The organism is Flavobacterium pygoscelis, from assembly GCF_023162025.1.
Lineage (GTDB): Bacteria > Bacteroidota > Bacteroidia > Flavobacteriales > Flavobacteriaceae > Flavobacterium > Flavobacterium pygoscelis.
This window is the reverse complement of the sequence record NZ_JALNUB010000005.1, coordinates 99,816-118,442: the sequence shown is the minus strand read 5'-3', so window position 1 is coordinate 118,442 and position 18,627 is coordinate 99,816. Positions and strand designations below refer to the sequence as shown.

At 31.7% G+C, this 18,627-nt stretch carries 15 protein-coding genes and 2 tRNA genes; 10 read left to right on the top strand and 7 right to left on the bottom strand.

Going from position 1 to position 18,627, the window contains the following annotated elements; all coding sequences use genetic code 11:
• Nucleotides 1–65 precede the first annotated feature (65 nt).
• Nucleotides 66–836, bottom strand: a complete 771-nt coding sequence (locus MW871_RS09340; RefSeq protein WP_248428345.1) for a class I SAM-dependent methyltransferase — start codon at nucleotides 834–836, stop codon at nucleotides 66–68.
• On the bottom strand, nucleotides 836–1,654 hold the full coding sequence (gene map / locus MW871_RS09335; RefSeq protein ID WP_188048810.1) for a type I methionyl aminopeptidase: 819 nt from the start codon (nucleotides 1,652–1,654) through the stop codon (nucleotides 836–838). Before map ends, MW871_RS09340 begins: the two co-directional genes overlap by 1 nt.
• Nucleotides 1,655–1,866: 212 nt before the next feature.
• Between map and MW871_RS09330 the strand changes: the two genes are divergently transcribed.
• On the top strand, nucleotides 1,867–3,054 hold the full coding sequence (locus MW871_RS09330; protein ID WP_248428344.1) for a DUF445 domain-containing protein: 1,188 nt from the start codon (nucleotides 1,867–1,869) through the stop codon (nucleotides 3,052–3,054).
• 169 nt (nucleotides 3,055–3,223) lie between these two features.
• Here the strand turns inward: MW871_RS09330 and gpmI are convergent, their stop codons facing one another.
• The 3 genes from gpmI to MW871_RS09315 form a co-directional block, all read right to left on the bottom strand.
• On the bottom strand, nucleotides 3,224–4,741 hold the full coding sequence (gene gpmI, locus MW871_RS09325) for a 2,3-bisphosphoglycerate-independent phosphoglycerate mutase (protein ID WP_248428343.1): 1,518 nt from the start codon (nucleotides 4,739–4,741) through the stop codon (nucleotides 3,224–3,226).
• A 139-nt stretch (nucleotides 4,742–4,880) separates the two neighbouring features.
• A complete protein-coding gene (locus MW871_RS09320; RefSeq protein WP_248428342.1) occupies nucleotides 4,881–7,298 on the bottom strand; it encodes a DUF5916 domain-containing protein in 2,418 nt (805 codons plus the stop codon).
• A gap of 124 nt (nucleotides 7,299–7,422) precedes the next feature.
• Entirely contained in the window at nucleotides 7,423–9,816 is a 2,394-nt protein-coding gene (locus tag MW871_RS09315) for a DUF5916 domain-containing protein (protein WP_248428341.1), read from the bottom strand.
• Between the two features lie 187 nt (nucleotides 9,817–10,003).
• Between MW871_RS09315 and MW871_RS09310 the strand changes: the two genes are divergently transcribed.
• Entirely contained in the window at nucleotides 10,004–10,726 is a 723-nt protein-coding gene (locus MW871_RS09310; protein WP_248428340.1) for a murein L,D-transpeptidase catalytic domain family protein, read from the top strand.
• A gap of 226 nt (nucleotides 10,727–10,952) precedes the next feature.
• On the opposite strand, the gene MW871_RS09305 is transcribed toward MW871_RS09310, so the two are convergent.
• A complete protein-coding gene (locus tag MW871_RS09305; protein ID WP_188048804.1) occupies nucleotides 10,953–11,402 on the bottom strand; it encodes a GNAT family N-acetyltransferase in 450 nt (149 codons plus the stop codon).
• A gap of 171 nt (nucleotides 11,403–11,573) precedes the next feature.
• On the opposite strand from MW871_RS09305, the gene MW871_RS09300 reads away from it, so the two are divergent.
• Nucleotides 11,574–11,646 (top strand) — tRNA-Gly (locus MW871_RS09300).
• A 41-nt stretch (nucleotides 11,647–11,687) separates the two neighbouring features.
• A tRNA-Gly gene (locus MW871_RS09295) sits at nucleotides 11,688–11,760 on the top strand.
• Nucleotides 11,761–11,910: 150 nt separating this feature from the next.
• Here MW871_RS09295 and pepE read toward each other — a convergent pair.
• The gene (gene pepE, locus MW871_RS09290; RefSeq protein WP_188048803.1) at nucleotides 11,911–12,618 is read right to left on the bottom strand and encodes a dipeptidase PepE; all 708 of its coding nucleotides are present in this window, start codon (nucleotides 12,616–12,618) and stop codon (nucleotides 11,911–11,913) included.
• 185 nt (nucleotides 12,619–12,803) lie between these two features.
• On the opposite strand from pepE, the gene MW871_RS09285 reads away from it, so the two are divergent.
• From MW871_RS09285 to MW871_RS09260, 6 genes are all read left to right on the top strand, one after another.
• The gene (locus MW871_RS09285) at nucleotides 12,804–13,520 is read left to right on the top strand and encodes a hypothetical protein (protein ID WP_248428339.1); all 717 of its coding nucleotides are present in this window, start codon (nucleotides 12,804–12,806) and stop codon (nucleotides 13,518–13,520) included.
• Complete coding sequence (locus tag MW871_RS09280) at nucleotides 13,510–14,238, top strand: peptidase associated/transthyretin-like domain-containing protein (RefSeq protein WP_248428338.1); 729 nt, start codon at nucleotides 13,510–13,512, stop codon at nucleotides 14,236–14,238. Before MW871_RS09285 ends, MW871_RS09280 begins: the two co-directional genes overlap by 11 nt.
• Complete coding sequence (locus tag MW871_RS09275; RefSeq protein ID WP_248428337.1) at nucleotides 14,225–14,986, top strand: hypothetical protein; 762 nt, start codon at nucleotides 14,225–14,227, stop codon at nucleotides 14,984–14,986. The genes MW871_RS09280 and MW871_RS09275 overlap by 14 nt, the downstream gene beginning before the upstream one ends.
• Nucleotides 14,987–15,057: 71 nt before the next feature.
• Nucleotides 15,058–15,804, top strand: a complete 747-nt coding sequence (gene bamP / locus MW871_RS09270) for a BamP family beta-barrel-assembly machinery protein (RefSeq protein WP_188048800.1) — start codon at nucleotides 15,058–15,060, stop codon at nucleotides 15,802–15,804.
• The gene (locus MW871_RS09265; RefSeq protein ID WP_248428336.1) at nucleotides 15,801–16,304 is read left to right on the top strand and encodes a DUF6702 family protein; all 504 of its coding nucleotides are present in this window, start codon (nucleotides 15,801–15,803) and stop codon (nucleotides 16,302–16,304) included. Before bamP ends, MW871_RS09265 begins: the two co-directional genes overlap by 4 nt.
• Nucleotides 16,305–16,366: 62 nt before the next feature.
• The gene (locus MW871_RS09260; RefSeq protein WP_248428335.1) at nucleotides 16,367–18,610 is read left to right on the top strand and encodes a M1 family metallopeptidase; all 2,244 of its coding nucleotides are present in this window, start codon (nucleotides 16,367–16,369) and stop codon (nucleotides 18,608–18,610) included.
• Nucleotides 18,611–18,627 lie beyond the last annotated feature (17 nt).

Genomic DNA, 18,627 nt, shown 5'->3' with positions numbered 1-18,627 from the left:
TGAGAGGTAAATATAACAAATTATATAGAATTCAGATTTGAATCTTTTTTTGCTAAAACACTATCTTATTTAAAACAAACAGGAATAATTTCTCCTTTAGCTAAGCAATATTTTTCGACTAATTCGGGTTCAATTTTCTTAGTATAATCTTCTTCAACTACGCTAAAACCAATACTTCTTAATTTATCAAAATAATCTCTTCCGTAAATGCGAACATGATCGTACTGTCCGAAAATTTTAGCACGTTCTTTTTGATCGGTAATCGTATCATCTGCAAAAGTAACTGCTCTTTTTAAATCCTGAGGAATTTGTAAAATAGCCATTCCGCCCGGTTTTAGAACACGATATAATTCTTGCATTGCCTTGGTATCATCCGGAATATGTTCTAATACGTGATTGCAAAGAATAACATCGTATTGATTGTCCTTAAAAGGTAAATTACAAATATCTGCTTTTACATCTGCAAGAGGAGAAAATAAATCCGTAGTAGTGTAATCTAAATTTTTCTGGTTTCTAAATAGTTTATAGAAGGCTTGTTCTGGTGCGAAATGCAGCACTTTCTTTTTTTCTTTAGAAGTAAAAAAATCAGTTTCATCTTTAAGATACAACCATAATAATCGATGTCTTTCTAGTGAAAGTGTACTTGGAGAAAGAACATTGTTTCTTTGCGTTTCGTAGCCATAAGGCAACATCGATTTAAAACTTTTTCCGTCAATAGGATCGGTAAATTTGTTTCCTTTTAATGAAAAAGCGATAATAGGACGTGCCACGTAACTTAAACGAATCAGTAATGGGCGCGGTATGGTGTTGAGTACGAGTTTAAAAAGTTTCTTCATTACAGAACTAAAGGTGTTTTTCTAAATTCATCTTCTTCATTACTAACAATTCCTAACGCTTTATACACATAAGCAAAAGTGGATAATATCTCTGGTTTACCATCAATTATAGCAACGTCATGCTCAAAATGGGCACTCGGTTTTCCGTCGGCTGTTGTAATAGTCCAACCGTCTTTGTGTTGTTTTATATTTCTTGTTCCAAGATTGATCATGGGCTCGATTGCCACGACCATTCCTTCTACAAAAAGTTTTCCTCTTCCTTTTTTACCATAATTAGGCATTTCAGGATCTTCATGCATTTTTTGACCCACGCCGTGTCCTACTAATTCACGAACTACTCCGTAACCATGAGCTTCTGTGTATTTCTGAATGGCATTTCCAACATCTTCTACGCGGTTTCCCAATCTTAATTCTCGGATTCCTACATATAAAGATTCTTTAGTAATCTGTAGTAATTTTTTGGTTTCTGGAGCTACTTCACCAATTTCAAAGGAATAGGCATGATCACCATGGTATCCGTTTTTGTAAGCGCCACAGTCTACAGAAATTACATCGCCACTTTCTAATGGTTTGTTATTTGGAATTCCATGTACCACTTGAGAATTTGGACTCATGCACAATGAGTTTGGAAACCCATATAATCCTAGAAAACTAGGTACTGCACCATGATCACGAATAAATTCTTCGGCTAATTTGTCTAAATATAAAGTAGTAACTCCTTCTTTTATTTCAGAAGCTACCATTCCTAATGTTTTTGATACGATCAACGCACTTTCGCGCATCAATTCTATTTCTTCACGTGATTTTACAATAATCATAATACTTGTTTTTCAGTTTGCAAAAGTACGATTTTATAATTATTTAATTAGTTTCATACGGTATTTATAAAAAGCGTTTTTATTATACTCTTTTTTTAAAATTAGATAGAAATCAAATAAATGCTTTGAAAACAAAACAGTAAATTAGTGTAAAATAAAAAATAAATAATTTTATGAATTCGAATGAAACCAAAAAAACAAATTTAAAAAAGATGAAAAACATTGCGCTATTTGTTTTGGGAATAGCGGTGGTTTGTTTTTTTGTAGCGCATCATTATAAAGTGGGTTGGCTTAAAGCAATTAGTGAGGCCGCTATGGTAGGCGGAATTGCTGATTGGTTTGCTGTAGTAGCGTTGTTTAAACATCCATTAGGAATTCCAATTCCGCATACTGCTTTAATTCCTAATAATAAAGACGCTATTGGTCAGAATTTAGGCAGTTTTGTTTCGGATGAATTTTTAATTAAAGAGAAATTAGAGATGAAATTAGACGAATTTGATTTTGCTACTAAAGCAACTAATTGGTTGAAAAACGAGGAAAATTCATCTAAAATTGCTTCTTTATTAGTTGAAAATGTAATTCCCGGTGTTCTAAAAACTATTGATGATACCGATGTTAAAAATTTTATTCAGCAGCAGTTTGAAATTAAATTGCAGCAACTAAATTTTAGTGAATGGATTGCTTTGGGTTTAGAATCACTATCAAAAAGTAATAAACAAACTGAATTTATAACCAATGTATTGACCGTTTTGGCCTCAGAATTAGAAACGAATAGGATTGAAATTGATGAGAAAGTTAAAAGTGCTACACCTTGGTACACCATGGGCGTTGCTGATAAAAAAATTGCAAAAGGGGTTTATAATGGACTTTATGAATTTTTGAATAGTGCAAAAGAGCCTGATAGTACTATTCGTGAAAAGATTAATTTATATGTATTTAATTTTATTGAAGAGTTAAAAAACGCTCCCGAAATGCAACAAAAGATTAACTCCATAATTATAGATTTTACTCAGAAAGAAGAGTTTCAGAATTATATTGGATCAATTTGGCAGGAAATAAAAAAAGCAGTTACTGAAGATATAAATAACGGTGAGGAATCAAAAATTAAAATAAGTTTAGCTCGAATGATTAGTAATTTTGGATTAACCATTCAAAATGATATAGTCATGACTACTAAAATTAATAATTTTTTAAAGATTGATTTGTTAGGCATTTTGCTTCGAAATAAAAAAGCCATCGGAGATTTGATTGCTAATTCTGTGCAAAGTTGGGACAAAAAAGAAATTGCTGATAAGTTAGAATTAGAAGTAGGCAAGGATTTACAATTTATCAGAATTAATGGAACTGTTGTTGGTGGTATAGTTGGTCTGATTATTTATTTTGTAGAGCAGTTTATTTAATTTATGAATTAGTTTTACTGTAATTTTGTACTATTCTTCATGTTTGAGCCACCTTAACTACGTTGTTTGGCAGAATTCAGAAGTACTAGTTCAACAAAATTTATAACTAAAGTATTCTATAAAAAAAATGCTATCCTTTTGAGATAGCATTTTTGCATTTATTTTTTATTTATAACAAAGAATGACGTGTCATAACATCAGGTTTTTCAATTCCCATTAACTCTAAAATAGTGGGTGCTATATCTCCTAAAACCCCATTTTGAATTTTTTTCAACTCTTTATCTACTAAAATAATTGGTACCGGATTGGTAGTGTGTGCTGTATTTGGACTTCCATCAGGATTAATCATGGTTTCGCAATTCCCATGATCTGCTATAACTATAGTGGTGTAGTTATTGGCTAAAGCAACTGAAATTACTTTTTCGACACATTTATCAACCGCTTCACAAGCTTGTATTGCAGCGCTCATTATTCCGGTATGACCAACCATGTCTCCATTTGCAAAATTAAGACAAACGAAATCTACCTCTCCTTTATTCAGTTCAGGGACTAATGCATCTGCTAATTCAAAAGCACTCATTTCTGGTTGTAAATCATAAGTAGCTACTTTTGGAGAATTTTTTAAAATACGAGATTCTCCTTCAAAAGGCAATTCTCTACCACCAGAAAAGAAAAATGTTACATGCGGATATTTCTCTGTTTCCGCAATCCTAATTTGCTTTTTGTGTGCTTTCTCTAAAACTTCTCCAAGGGTCTCTGTAATATTGTCTTTATTATAAACGACTTTTATATTTTTGTAAGTTTCGTCATAATTAGTGAGTGTTACATAATACAGGTTTAGTTTGTGCATGTTGTGTTCGTGACAATCCATTTGAGTTAAAACCTCTGTTAGCTCACGACCTCGATCTGTTCTAAAATTAAAGAAAATAACTACATCATCTTCTTCTATAGTGGCGAGTGGTTTGTCAAATGTATCTACGATAACGGTAGGATCAATAAATTCGTCGGTCACATTAACTTCGTAACTTTCTTCAATAGATGCCACTGCATTTGTGACATGAGTTCCAATTCCGTTGACTAATAGATCATAGGCTAGTTTTATTCTTTCCCATCTTCTATCTCTATCCATGGCGTAATAACGACCTATGATCGAAGCTAATTTTACGGAAGTATTGGCTATATAATCTTGTAAGTCTTGAATGTAATGTTTGCCTGATTTCGGATCCACATCTCGACCATCAGTAAAGGCGTGAACATAAACTTTTTGCAATCCATGTTCTTGCGTCGCATCTATCAAACCTCGTAAGTGCGAAGTGTGCGAATGTACGCCACCATCTGAAAGTAACCCTAAAAAGTGTACTTTTTTATTGTGTGTTTTGGCATATTTAAAAGCATCTACTAATACAGGTTCCTTAGCGAGAGTATGATTGGCCACGGCCAAATTAATCTTGGCTAAATCCTGATATACAATTCTACCAGCTCCAAGATTCATGTGTCCCACTTCGCTGTTTCCCATTTGACCTTCGGGTAATCCTACATTCAAACCGTCTGTTCGAAGTTGAGCATGTGGATAATTTTTATATAGGCTATTTATAAAAGGAATATTAGCGTTGTCGATTGCAGAAATTTTTGGATCTGGAGATTTTCCCCAACCGTCCAAAATCATAAGAATTACTTTTTTATTCATCACTAAGTTATTTTAAACAAAGATAAAGTATTTCTAAAACCTTAGCGCCAATTCAGTTAACTATTGAAGATATATAGATTTGGTTAAAATAAAATGATTAATATAAAATCAAAAGGGCTTTTTTTTAAAATAAATGGATTTAGAATTTATTTTTAACTTGATTGTAATCAATAAAATAACGAACGCTAATTGAAAAGGTATGATTTAAAGCGTCATTAGTTAATAAATTAGTTACATTATTTCTAAAATCCTTATTAATATTTCTTTCAAAAGCACCTGCGTTATTTCGATACAAGATAGAAACTTGACTGCCTGGCGCAAACCACCACGAATAAGATAAATCAGCATTCCAAGAATAGAAACTAGAATTTTTATTAGTGGTGTATCCTGTAAAATCTGTAAATCTTCCGTTTTCTTGTAATGCTAAGGTGTTTTTATTTTCAGCATAAGACCAATAATGACGTAAAGAAATATTAAAAGACATTTGACTATTTAAAGCATATTTTCCTGAAAAAGTATTGGCATATGTTATAACGTTTCTATTTGCAAAAATGACGGTGTTTGGTGTGTTTGTATTTAGATCATCGTCAATACTGTCGATACGTCCTTTGTTATTGTTTCTTCTAAAAAAGCTGAAATTATAATTAATGGATAACTTATCATTAAAACGGTATCTAGGACCGAAATCAAAACCATAGGTCGTTCTTCCAGATTCATTAAAAATAGCATAAGAGGGATTAAAATCTATTGCAAACCTATTGTTATAATTCGTTGATATATAAATAAATCCTCCAATTTTAGCAGGAAGAATTACATATTTATTAGCTTGTTGAGATTCGTAGTAATCATAAGTTTCTACTGGGTTAGCATCAATTCCTATTGATAAAGATCTATTTTTTTTATCATTTGCATTAATTTGAAAGTTCAGGTTTCCCGATTGAATTTTTCCACTCTCTTTATGAAATTGAGAATAGGTATCGAATCGTGCGCTAAAACTATTGAAATGTTTGGTAGAGTTGAGAATCCTATAACTGGCATTTCCGTATAAACTATAATAATTAGTTTCAAAATTAATTCCTAAATCATTATTATCAAAATCTTTGGTAGTGATGTCTGCACCAATTCCATAACGAAACTTTCCACTAGTTTCAGAAAAATTCAATTGAGAATTAACTCCTTTTTTGTTTTCGATATCATTGACGAAACTGTATTTAAAATCTCCGGTTAGGCTGTATGTATTTTTTTTAGTATTTAAATCCCAAACTAAAGCACTCACGTTTCCGTCTCTGTAACTGCCATTTCGTGTTACATTTGTATTTACAAAAGTAATTGATGAGTTTTTGCGAAAACGTTGGTCTAAAACTAAAACATTGTAATTGGTTAAGGGTTCAACTACTTCATTTCTTACTTCTTGTGTGTTATTATTTCTTATGGTAGCTTTGGTTTTTTCGGTTACGGCATTTAGGATTCCAACTCCTAATCCCTCTTTTGTTCTTCCTGATATTTTTAAAGCATTTATAAGATTTACGCTTGCAGGATTATCAATTATTTCTTCATCATTATTAATTTCTGGATAGATGCTTGGGTTTCCTCCAATTCGTCTTGAGTAAACCAAGTTGCCTTTGCTAAATAAATCTGTCCCTTCTGTAAAAAAAGGTCTGTTTTCATTAAACTGTTGTTCAAAAGGACCTAAAACAAGGACTTTGTCATCATATTTTGTTTGCCCAAAGTCGGGTACAAGTATCATGTCTAACGTAAAAGCATCATTTATTCCGTATTTTAGATCTAAACCTCCTTTTAGAGTTCCTTTTGTTTTTTGTTTATCACTCGCATTTATATAAAATGACGAATACGGCAAAAGGAAAAGACGAGTAGGTGGTTTTATGTTTTCAATTCCTTCTAAAATTCCTGTTTGTTGGGTAAAAGTTCCTAATTTGGTATCGATAAAATTCCAAGTGTATTTTTGTCGATCTCGTCTAATTTCTCTAAAAAAATTAAGACCCCAAGTTTGTTTGTCTTCTGCTGAAAACCGTAACGCTGCATAAGGGATTCGCATTTCTACAACCCAACCTTTGTCTGTAATAACCGCTTTGCTTTTCCAAACGGCATCCCAGGAATAATCCTCTCCATTAGAATCAGTGGTAATACAATCGGCTTGACCATCAGCTGCGTTTACGAAAAACTGGAAATCTTGCTGCCCGTCATTGAACCCATTTATGAAAACACCAAAAAGATCCGAAGTACCAAAATTATCTCTTTGAGTAATTTCTTTTAAGATTTTATCTGGACTTTCATCATATAATAAAGCACCTATATATACAGCGTCGTTATCATATAATACTCTAATTTCAGTTCTCTTATTTTCTGGGATTTTTTTTCCATTATCCGGTGTCAACATAACAAAATCACTAGCAATTGGAGCCGATTGCCAAATAGTTTCGTCAAGCTTTCCATCAATTTCAATTTTTTCTGAAATAAATTTAGTCTGTAAGATTTTTTTTTGGCTGTAGCCAAATAAGGAAATGAATAAAAAACAAAGTAAAAGCGAGTTCTTCATATTTTGATTGATGATGATGATTATAAAACCAAAATAGCATGATAGGAACAAGTTGCCGACGTACTTAATAGTTTTTTTAATAGACTCTCTTTTTAAGTCATTGTTACAATTTATTATAGAAAAATTAAAATTTGTTTTTTATAACGTTATAATCAATAAAATAACGCAAGCTTATTGAAAGTACATTGGTAAGATCACTATTAAAAATGTTTTTAAGATTTTTTGACACCTCTTTTTCTACCGTACTTGCTCTCTCAAGACCGTAATTACGGTATAAAACTGAAATTTCACTTCCTGGAGCAAACCACCACGAATAGGATAAATCAAAATTCCATGAATTAAAATTTCGGTCTTTATTTAAATTGTAAGTGCTGTTTGGAGCCAAGTAACCGTTGTTTTGTAAAGTAAAAAAATCATGGTTTTTAGAATAGGACCAATAATATCTGGCAGTAAGATTTATGGTCATTTTATTGTTTAACGAATATTTTCCGGTAAGATCGTTCTGAAGGATCTCCCGATTGCGTTCGGTAAAAATAATTCCTGAATTATTAGAGTCAACCCAACCTCGATCGTTTTTCATTTTGGTGTATTCTAATGCGTAGGCCAATGATATTTTATCATTAAATCTATATTTTGGACTTATGTATAATCCGCTTGTAATTCTTTTTTGTTCATCATATTTCGTAAAATTTACCGTCATGTCTAGGGTTAATGGATTGTTTCTATTCAGTTCAAAACCAAAATAAGAAGCAATTCTTTTTGGTATATATACATAACTTCCGTACTCGCGTGGCTCATAAAAATCAAAGGATTCTAGTGGGTTTATAACAATTCCTAACTCAAAATAATCATTGTTTAATGAGGTGCCTTTGAATACCGTTTTATACCAGTTTTCTTGAATTTTTCCCGTAGTATTTTGAATTTCTAAATTAAGTTCTTGTTCAATCTTTAAGGTGTTAAATACTTTTGTTGGATTTAATATTCTATAACTTCCATTTGCAAGAGCACTGTGGTAATTGGTGTAAAAAACAATACCTAAGTCATTTATATCATAGTTTTCTGAGATGTATTTTCCTGAAAATAAATAACGATATCTTCCACTTGTTTTTTCAAAGTTTAATGATGTTTTGTATCCATTATAATCTTCAAGCGTATTTACATGGCTAAACTTAAAATCTCCATATAAATTATAGGTGTTTTGCTTTGTGTTCAGGTCAAAAACTAAGGCAGAAGTATTAGCATCTCTAAATTCTCCATTTCTAGTAGTATTGGCATTTACAAAAGAAACAGAGGAATTTTGATTGAATCTTTGGTCGAGTACTAAAACATTGTAATTTGTTAAAGGTTCAATAACTTCTTTTCTTTTTTCGTTGGTCAAGGAATTAAAAATAGTCGCTTTCGTTTTTTCTGTAATGGCATTCAAAAAGCCTATTCCTAATCCTTTCTCTGTACGCCCAGATATTTTTACAGCATTTAATAAATTCACCGTGCTAGGATAGTTTGTTATTTCTTCCTCATCCGTAAGATTAGGATATGTACTTGGTTCTCCGCCAATTCTTCTGGAATAGAACAAACCTCCTTTGTTAAATAAATCTGTTCCCTCAGTAAAAAAGGGTCTGTTTTCTTCAAATTTTTGTTCAAAAGGGAGTAAATTTAAAATAGCATTATCAAATTTTGTTTGTCCAAAATCGGGTACTAAAATAGCATCTAATGTAAAGGAATCGTTGATGCCATATTTGATATCAAGTCCCGCTTTTAGGGTGGTGTCAGAGCCAATGTCACTTTGTTGATAATAGGCTGAGGTGTAAGGAATCAGAAATAGGCGAGTAGGTGTTTTTATGTTTTCAATTCCTTCAAGTATTCCTGCTTGCGGAATCACTGCTCCAATTTTTGTATCAATGTGATTCCAGGTATATTTTTGTACGTCTCTTTTAATTTCTCGCATAAAATTCAAACCCCATGTTTGTTTATTCGCTTTTGAAAATCGCAAAGCAGCATACGGAATTTTCATTTCTACAATCCAACCAAAATCAGTTATATTTACTTGACTATCCCAAATAGCGTCCCAAGTAAAATCCTCAGAATCTTCAGTGGCTATACAATCCATTTGCACGCCTGCTGCACTTACAAAAAATCGAAAATCTTGCTGTCCATCGTTAAATCCATTTATGTAAACCGAAAAATGATCAGAGACACCAAAAACATCCCGATTGGTGATTTCTTTTTTAATTTTAGTAGGTTCATCATCATAAAGTAAGGCTGCAATATAAATAGCATCGTTATCATAGACAATTTTCACTTCAGTTTTTTTTGTTGCACTTATCGGTTTGCCATTATCCGGTTCAAACATAACAAAATCAGATGCAAGAGCTGCTGTTTTCCATATTTCTTCCTCTATTTTCCCATCAATAATTATGTTTTCGGTAGTAAATTTTGTTAAAAGTGTCTTTTTTTGACTAAAAGCGCTAAGATTTAAGAATAATAAAAAAAATAGCAAGAATGAATGTAGTTTTGACATATTTTAATGGTTTAATCCAAACAAAAATAACCAAATTAACATAACAAGTTTTGTTTTTTTATTGATTCGTTGAATTATTAGTACTATTTTTCTTTGTAACAGTAGTATAATTGTGTTAAATACATTTTTCGCTCTTTATTTTTTCTTACGTTTGCAAACCCAAACACTTATAACTAAAAGAAAATCAATGATTTATACGATAATTCCTACTATTTTATTTGTACTTGCTTCCTTTACTACTAATAGAGCTTCATTCTCTGAAACTAAAACTACTAAACCTGTCCTTTATTCGAAAGTCGTAGAGACCAATGTAGAGGCTAAAATTGAATCAGCTTATAATAATTTGCACTCCAGTAAATTTGCCTTGCCAAAATTAGAAAGCTTTGCAGTAGCTTTAAAAGGGTACTATTCTTTAAAAGAAAAAGGATTAATTAAAAAAGAGATTTTAACTTTAATCGATTTTAGTTTGTCTTCTAATACTAAAAGACTTTGGGTAATTAATGTAATTACGGGAGATGTATTGTTTAATTCTCTTGTTGCTCATGGAAGAAATACCGGTGAAGAATTTGCTTCCAATTTCTCAAATGCCAATGAATCTTATAAAAGTAGTTTAGGCTTTTATTCAACAGGAGAAATTTATAACGGAAAACACGGTATGTCTCTTAGATTAGATGGCTTAGAAAAAGGAGTTAATGACAACGCAAGAGCAAGAGGAGTTGTGATGCATGCTGCAGATTATGTTTCTGAATCTTTTATAAAAAACAATCATAGATTAGGTAGAAGTCAAGGTTGTCCTGCTGTTCCAGTCGAATTGTCTAAAGACATCATTAATGTAATAAAAGATAAATCTTGTTTCTTTATTTATCATCCTTCTAGAGATTCTAAATTCGGAATCAAATCAATTTCATAAATTCGAACATTCTTATTTGAAATTAAAATCATCTTTTTCTTTTGAATATTTTGTTTTTATTTCCATATTATTTTTCCTTGTCGATTCCCTTTTTTTGAATAGGGAATCAACAAGGAAATTTTATTTTAAAACGATTGTATTGATCCTTTTAATGATCTCATTTAAAGGTAAAACAATTCTATTTTTTAATCATTGAATTAGTCCGTATTCCAGTTTTTTTTTAATTCTAAGATGAAGAAGAGCAGTTTTTAGACATAATAATATGTGTTCCGATGTCTTTGATTTCAAAAGATAAACCATTGGTTTTATATCCCATTTTTTTATAAAATTCAATAGCTTCTTTTCTGGCATTGAACCAAATTAAACAGGGCTTTTGTTCAAAACAATGTTTTTCGGTAGCAATAATCAATTCTGCTCCAAATTTTTTCCTCTGTTGTTCTTTTAAAACGGCCATTCCACGGATTTGAAATTGTTTTTTATTCGTAAAAATTTCATTTTTTGACTCGAATACTGATACAACTCCTATGATATTATCTTGCAAATACAATCCAAAATGAATCGTAGTCTCTAAATTGTCTCCATCAAAATGACAACTTTCTATTGATTTTCCTTCACGAAGCACCGGATGTCTTACCGGATAAGTCTCTAAAGCACTGATTTTTTTTATTTTTTTCATTTTTTTTAAAATTATTTTTGGAAGCTTCTAGCGTTATAATATTTTAATATTAAATTCATTAGCCTCTAAAAGTACTTTTATTGAAAAGTATTTCGCGCTATGTTTTAGATTTTTTAATAAAAAAACTTGCATTCAAGCAAACTTATTAATTATATTTGCACCGTTGTTAATGCGAAAGTAGCTCAGTTGGTAGAGCTCCAGCCTTCCAAGCTGGTTGTCGCGAGTTCGAGCCTCGTCTTTCGCTCTTAGTTTCAAATCTAATTTGAAAAATTTTTACTGTATAATGCGAAAGTAGCTCAGTTGGTAGAGCTCCAGCCTTCCAAGCTGGTTGTCGCGAGTTCGAGCCTCGTCTTTCGCTCTAAAGCCTTAAACTTTTGTTTAAGGCTTTTTTGTTTAAAAACCTTTTTGAGTTTTATTATCTTTTTATTTAAACCTCAAACTTTCATCTGAGGTTTTTTAATTTTCTATCTTAAATAAAAAAAAACAGATTGGTCTCTATTTTTAAGTTTTATTTTAAAGAACTAAGGTCGGATTCTGCTTCTAATTCTTCTGGTACTTGGTTTTGTTTAAAAACACGAGCGTTTAGATTTCCTTTCAAAGTGATTTTTTCTCCTTTAACATCAAGCCAACTGCCTTCTCGTAGTCCTAAAACAGGAACAGTATTGTAAGCATGAAATTCTTTTATCCTAGTTTCACGAGTTTCTCCCATGTGATTGGAGTTTAAGTCTGGATCTAAATAATGTGGATTTAAATTAAAAGGAATAACTCCAAGAGTTTGAAAACTGAGTGGATAAACAATTGGCATATCATTAGTGGTTTGCATTGTAAGTCCGCAAATATTACTTCCGGCACTAGTTCCTAAATAAGGGGTTCCATTTTTTATGACTTCAGATAAAGTTGTCATTAGGCCTTTTTTATGCAACTGTGATACTAGGACAAAGGTGTTGCCGCCGCCTGTAAAAATTCCTTCTGCATTTTTTAGCGCGAATGTAACATCTTCAAATTCATGAATTCCTTTTACTTTTTTGTTTATTTTGGCAAAAGCCATTGCTACTTTTGCTGTATAATCATCATGAGAAATTCCACCAGGTCTGGCATAAGGAATAAATAGAATTGTTGTGCAATTATGAAAATGATGCTCTAATTCGGGTAATAAATAGTCTAAGAATTCTTCGTTTGCAAGTGTTGATGTACTTGCTATTAGTATGTTTTTCATATTAGAGAGGTATATTTAGGCTAAAGATATTGATCCCTTTTTTATATTTCAAGTTTTTAATTAACATTTTTTTACCAAGTCATTAATAGTTAATTTAGAAGGCATTAGGATACTTTTACCGTGAATCAAAATTCAGCTTCCTAACTATGATTAGAATTGTGTGTTTATTTTTAATCTTTTCTACCATGCAAATCAAGGCACAAGAAAGGGATCAGGTACTTTTGAAAGGCAAAGTAAGTGCAGAAAAAATGGTTTTAGAGGATGTTTACGTTATAAATAAAAAGACACAAAAAGCAGTTGTTTCTGATCGTGACGGTATCTTTTCTTTATATGCTACAGTTGGTGATACATTATTATTTAGTGCAACAGAATTTAGAGAAACGATAGTGGTTTTGTCTCATGAAGATTTTCAAACTTCATTGTTTGTAGTTAGGATGAAACCCGTAGTCAATCAATTAAACGAAGTGGTCGTTAGAAATGGTATTAACGCTGTTTCTTTAGGGATTATTCCAAGTGGACAAAGAGTGTATACGCCGGCTGAAAGAAGGTTAAATACGGCTAATAATCTCAATGCAACAGCAAATGCGGGTACTATGGTAGGTGGCTCTATTTCGGCGGATCCATTGCTTAATTGGATTTCTGGAAAAACCAAAATGCTAAAGAAAGAAGTTAAAGTAGAAAAGAAGGAACTTTATTTATTTCAATTAGAAAGTATGTTTTCTAATGATTATTTGGTAAGTAAATTAAAAATACCTTCGGAATATGTAAAAGGTTTTGAATATTACGCCGTTGAAAACGATGAATTTGTCTCGATTTTAAAATCAAAGAATCCATCAACAATTACCTTTTTGCTTACAGAATTAGCAAATAAATACAAAGAAATAATTGCCCGTGAAAATTAAAATTACGCTACAGTTGATGTTTTTGTTCTTGATGCATGCTGCATTGGGACAAGGAGTTATTATAAAAGAAATGAAAGGAAGAATTTTTGCAGATTCTGTTGCTGTTGATAAAGTAAATATCGTGAATTTTACAACTCAAAAAGCCACGGTTTCTGATGCGCAAGGAAACTTTATCCTGTCTCTTAAAACGGGTGATATTATTGTTTTTTCAGCAGTAAATTTAGAAACTCTACGTCGCAAAGTTACAGATCAAGATTTACTTCAAGAGATCTTACAAGTAGTGATGCATCCCAAAAGTATTATTTTGAAAGAAGTATTAATAAATGAATCTGCTATTACAGCAGAAAGTTTAGGAATTATTCCTTATGGCCAGAAAAAATATACAGCCGCCGAAAGAAAACTATATACAGCAACTTCTGGAGGAGGAATCGATGGATTGCTTAATTCTGTTTCGGGACGCAAAGCCATGTTGAAAAAAGAAATTATAGTAGAGAAAAAAGTACAATTGCTAGCGCGAATGGATGTGTTGTATGAAGAGCAATATTATCTGGAAACGCTAAAAATCCCTTTAGATTACATTAAGGGATTTCAATATTACTGCATTGATGATGCTGATTTTGCTAATGCATTAATTGCTAAAAATAAAACCTTAACTCTTTTTTTAGTTGTAAAACTTGCAGAAAATTATAAACAAATAATTGCTGTTGAAAATAAATAGACTGATAATCGGTTTTGTGTCTTTTATGAGCCAAATTTCTTTTGGTCAAAATGGTATTGAAAAAATGCTGCAAGGTAAAATTATTGTAGACTCAATTGCTGCCAGCGGTGTAAACATTCTAAACACAGCAAATGATAAAACAGCCGTTAGTAATAAAGTTGGTGATTTTTTTATTTCTGCTAAAATAAATGATGTTTTGGTTTTTACTTCCTTAAACCTAGAATCCCATCGGTTACAAATTAATTTAACTACTTTTTCCTCTGGAGTATTATTTGTAAAAATGTCTCCGAAAAAAACAGCGCTTAAAGAAGTAGTTGTTAGTAAAAAGGAATTTTCGGCAGTTTCATTAGGGATAATGTCTAAAGCGCCAAAAAGTTTTTCTCCAGCAGAGCGACAACTACAAACCGCTGGTGATTTTAAACCAATTATGTTGTTAGGTTTATTGGGTGGTTCGATGGAACTTGATCCATTGATAAACAAGATTAATGGCAGGACAAAAAGGTTGAAGAAATTGGTAGTCCTAGAAAAAAAAGAAATAAATCTAAATAAGATATCAGAATTGTATACAGACGATTTTTTTACTACTAGATTAGGTATTTCTTCTGAATATGTTGGTGGTTTTAAATACTACATTGTCGAAAATGATGCTTTCTTGAAAGTGCTATCTTCTAAAAATGAAGAGGAAATTACTTTTTTTATGATTACCTTAGCTCAAGAATATAAAGCACTTATCGTTCTTGAAAAATAAATAAATTATAGAAAGATTTTGTTGCAATTTTAAATTACTTCCTTAAAAATATAATATAAAACAACCTCCAAATGAAAACCAAAATCGAAATACTTTGTTTGATTTTTTTTACTCAGTTTATCTTTGCTCAAAATGAAAATAGAAAACCCTTGCATGGTCAATTCAAAAACGAAACCGCATTGGTTGATAACGGTTACGTTTTTAATTTAAATTCGAAAACGCGAACCTTTATTAGTAATCAAGGTTTTTTTGATGTTTTGGCCATGCCGAAAGATACCTTGCTGGTTTTGAGTACTTCTTTCAAATCTAAAAAGATTGTATTGCAAGAAAAGGATTTTTCAAAACCTTTGTTTATTGTTAATTTAGAATCTCAAACTACTTTACTAAAGGAAGTAATTATCAAAGGGAAAACCGAAATTAAGCCTGCGCTACCAAGTTCTCAAAGTATGGTAGATCTAAAGTTTACTGATGATGCTGCAACCTCACCAAAAAATAGAGTGATGCCTTCTGACGGAACTATAGAAAACGGAATGGATTTTGTTCGGATTTTTAAGATGGTTTCTAAAATGTTCAAGAAAGATGTTGAAAAAGCAGGTTCGACTGTCAGTTTTTCAGAGACAGTGTATAAAGGAGTAGATTCGTATTTTTTTACGAATACCTTAAAATTAAAAACGAGCGAAATTGGACTTTTTCTGGATTATTGTGAAAACGACCCAAGGTCTAAAAATCTTTTGAAAGAGAAAGATGAGTTTATGTTGATTGATTTTCTAATCACCAAGAATGAAGAGTTTAAAAGAATAACTACTTTTGAAAAATGAAAAAAACAATTTTAATTACTTTTTTGGGAATGTTATTTTTAACATTAACTTCTTTTGATGTTCATAAATTTTATGTGGCATTATACCAAGTTAATTACGCACCCGAAAAGAAAATGATACAAATAACCACTCGTATTTTTGTAGATGATTTAAATAATTCATTAGCTAAAAAATACCAAAAGAAAATTAATTTAGGTTCAGATAAAGAAACCGAGGAAGATCTTACTCTCTTTAAGAAGTATCTTGCCGAAAAGTTTTACATCAAAGTAAATGGTCATGCAAAACCAATTCAGTTTTTAAGTAAAGAAATGGAAGGTGATGTGCTTGTATGTTATTTTAGTATTAAAGATATACATAAGATTAATACGTTAGATATTTACAATGCAGTTATAACAGAAGGAAACTCTGAGCAGCAAAATATTATGCATTTTAATGTATTAGGAGTCAAAAACACCTTACTTTTTAGTGAATCTTCTTCTAAAGGGTTGTTAAAATATTAATAATTAACAATAAATTTATATAAAATTATTATTTTCACAGACTGAAAACCAGAATTAAACCTATGAAAAAATTATCCCTATTATTATTTCTTCCTGCGTTATTATTTGCACAGGAGAAAAATCCACCCACAACCACTAAACAAACAGGAAGATACGACAACAATAAGTTTAGTCAAATGTATGATCTGTTAGCAACGCCTAATATGTTTCGTACAGCTTCTGGAGCGCCAGGGCCAGCATATTACCAACAACAAGCCGATTATAAAATAGATATTGAGTTAGATGACAAGAAATCTAGCATAAAAGGATCGGAAATGATTACCTATTATAACAATTCTCCTGATACTTTAGAGTATTTATGGGTTCAGTTAGATCAAAATCAAGCAGCAAAAACGTCAGAAACTCCGTTGGCTGATAGCCAAAGAATGGAGCAAGTTTTTCCTGCAGCAAACTTTGCTAATAAGTTTTTACAACAAGATTTAGAGCGTGGTTTTAATATAGAAGCAGTAAATGATGCCACAGGAAAACCATTGTCTTATACTATAAATCATACTATGATGCGTATCAATTTAGTTACGCCTATGAAACCAGGAGAGAAATTCTCCTTTGGTGTAAAATGGAATTACAACATCAATAATTATAGAGTAGAGGGAGGTCGTTCAGGTTATGAATTATTTGAAAAAGACGGAAATAAATTATATGTAATTGCACAATTCTACCCAAGAATGGCAGTTTATAATGATGTTGAAGGATGGCAAAACATGCAGTTCTGGGGAACAGGTGAATTTACACTTCCTTTTGGAAATTTTGATGTTAATATTACAGTTCCTGCAGACCATGTTATGGAAGCTACTGGAGATTTAACCAATAGAAGCGAAGTGTTTACGCCGGAGCAAGTAAAAAGATACGAATTGGCTATGAAAACCTATGATAAGCCTGTTGTAATTGTTACCCAAGCGGAAGCAGAAGCAGCAGAAAAAGGGTTTTCTAACAAGAAAAAAACATGGAAATTTAGCGCTAAAAACGTTAGAGATTTTGGAATAGCTACTTCAAGAAAATTTATTCTTGATATGATGGCTGTTAAGATGGGCGAGAAATCAGTAATGGCAGTTTCGATATATCCTAAAGAAGCAAATCCGTTTTGGGGAGAAACAGCTACAAGAACAGTCGCGCATACGTTAAAAAGCTATTCCTCTCATACTTTTGATTATCCTTATCCAAAAGCAGTTTCTGTATCTGCAGAAGATCAAGGAATGGAATACCCAATGATTTGTTGGAATTACGGTCGTCCAGATGAAAATGGAGTGGTAAGTGAGCGTATTAAAAACGGAATGATTGGTGTGACTATACATGAAGTAGGACACAATTTCTTTCCAATGATTGTAAATTCAGATGAGCGTCAGTGGTCTTGGATGGATGAAGGTTTAAACACTTTTATGCAATATATGGCAGAACAAGAATTAGGAACAAATTTTCCTTCTAGTCGTGGTCCAGCAAGTAAAATAGTTCCTTACATGAGTGGAGATCAGAAATTCTTAGAACCTATTATGTCTAACTCAGAAACCATTGCTCAGTTTGGTGCAAATGCTTATGGTAAGCCAGCAACGGGATTAAATATTCTTAGAGAAACTATTATGGGTCGAGAATTATTTGACCATGCTTTTAAGGTTTACGCAAACAGATGGAAGTTCAAACATCCTACACCTGAAGACTTTTTTAGAACGATGGAAGACGCTTCGGCAGTAGATTTAGATTGGTTCTTTAGAGGTTGGTTTTATTCTACTGATTTTGTAGATATTGGAATAAAAGAGGTAAAACAATATTATGTTTCTGAAACCGCTACTAAAGAATTAAAGGATGCAATAGTAAAAAGAGGACGTTTTGGTGAAGAAAAAGGGCCTTTCGTTTATTTAGTTCCTGGAACAAGCGGAGAGTTATCTGCTAAAAATAAAAAAGCATTTAAGATAGAAGACGTAAATTTACTCTCAGAATATGTAAATAAAAAATTTACAGCCGACGAGAAAACAAAATTAAAATCTCCGAAGTATTTTTATGAAGTAGAGTTCAATAAACCTGGCGGAATGATTATGCCTATTATTGTTGAATTAACTTATGAAGACAATACAACCGAAATGTTTAAATATCCTGCTCAAATCTGGAGAAAGAACAATGATACCGCTAAGAAAGTATATGCTACTGAAAAAGCAATTAAGAAAATACAAGTAGATCCAAAATTAGAAACAGCTGATATTGATGTAACTAATAATACTTGGCCAAAAGAAGAAGTAAAATCTAAATTTGATTAAACAAATATTTCATAAAA

Excerpts from the sequence above, each read along its gene's own strand:
- MW871_RS09260 (WP_248428335.1), top strand. The coding sequence starts at position 16,367 with ATGAAAAAATTATCCCTATTATTATTTCTTCCTGCGTTATTATTTGCA.
- MW871_RS09310 (WP_248428340.1), top strand. The coding sequence starts at position 10,004 with ATGATTTATACGATAATTCCTACTATTTTATTTGTACTTGCTTCCTTT.
- gpmI (WP_248428343.1), bottom strand. The coding sequence starts at position 4,741 with ATGAATAAAAAAGTAATTCTTATGATTTTGGACGGTTGGGGAAAATCT.
- bamP (WP_188048800.1), top strand. The coding sequence starts at position 15,058 with ATGAAAACCAAAATCGAAATACTTTGTTTGATTTTTTTTACTCAGTTT.
- MW871_RS09340 (WP_248428345.1), bottom strand. The coding sequence starts at position 836 with ATGAAGAAACTTTTTAAACTCGTACTCAACACCATACCGCGCCCATTA.
- map (WP_188048810.1), bottom strand. The coding sequence starts at position 1,654 with ATGATTATTGTAAAATCACGTGAAGAAATAGAATTGATGCGCGAAAGT.
- MW871_RS09305 (WP_188048804.1), bottom strand. The coding sequence starts at position 11,402 with ATGAAAAAAATAAAAAAAATCAGTGCTTTAGAGACTTATCCGGTAAGA.
- MW871_RS09330 (WP_248428344.1), top strand. The coding sequence starts at position 1,867 with ATGAAAAACATTGCGCTATTTGTTTTGGGAATAGCGGTGGTTTGTTTT.
- MW871_RS09285 (WP_248428339.1), top strand. The coding sequence starts at position 12,804 with ATGCAAATCAAGGCACAAGAAAGGGATCAGGTACTTTTGAAAGGCAAA.
- MW871_RS09265 (WP_248428336.1), top strand. The coding sequence starts at position 15,801 with ATGAAAAAAACAATTTTAATTACTTTTTTGGGAATGTTATTTTTAACA.
- pepE (WP_188048803.1), bottom strand. The coding sequence starts at position 12,618 with ATGAAAAACATACTAATAGCAAGTACATCAACACTTGCAAACGAAGAA.
- MW871_RS09315 (WP_248428341.1), bottom strand. The coding sequence starts at position 9,816 with ATGTCAAAACTACATTCATTCTTGCTATTTTTTTTATTATTCTTAAAT.
- MW871_RS09320 (WP_248428342.1), bottom strand. The coding sequence starts at position 7,298 with ATGAAGAACTCGCTTTTACTTTGTTTTTTATTCATTTCCTTATTTGGC.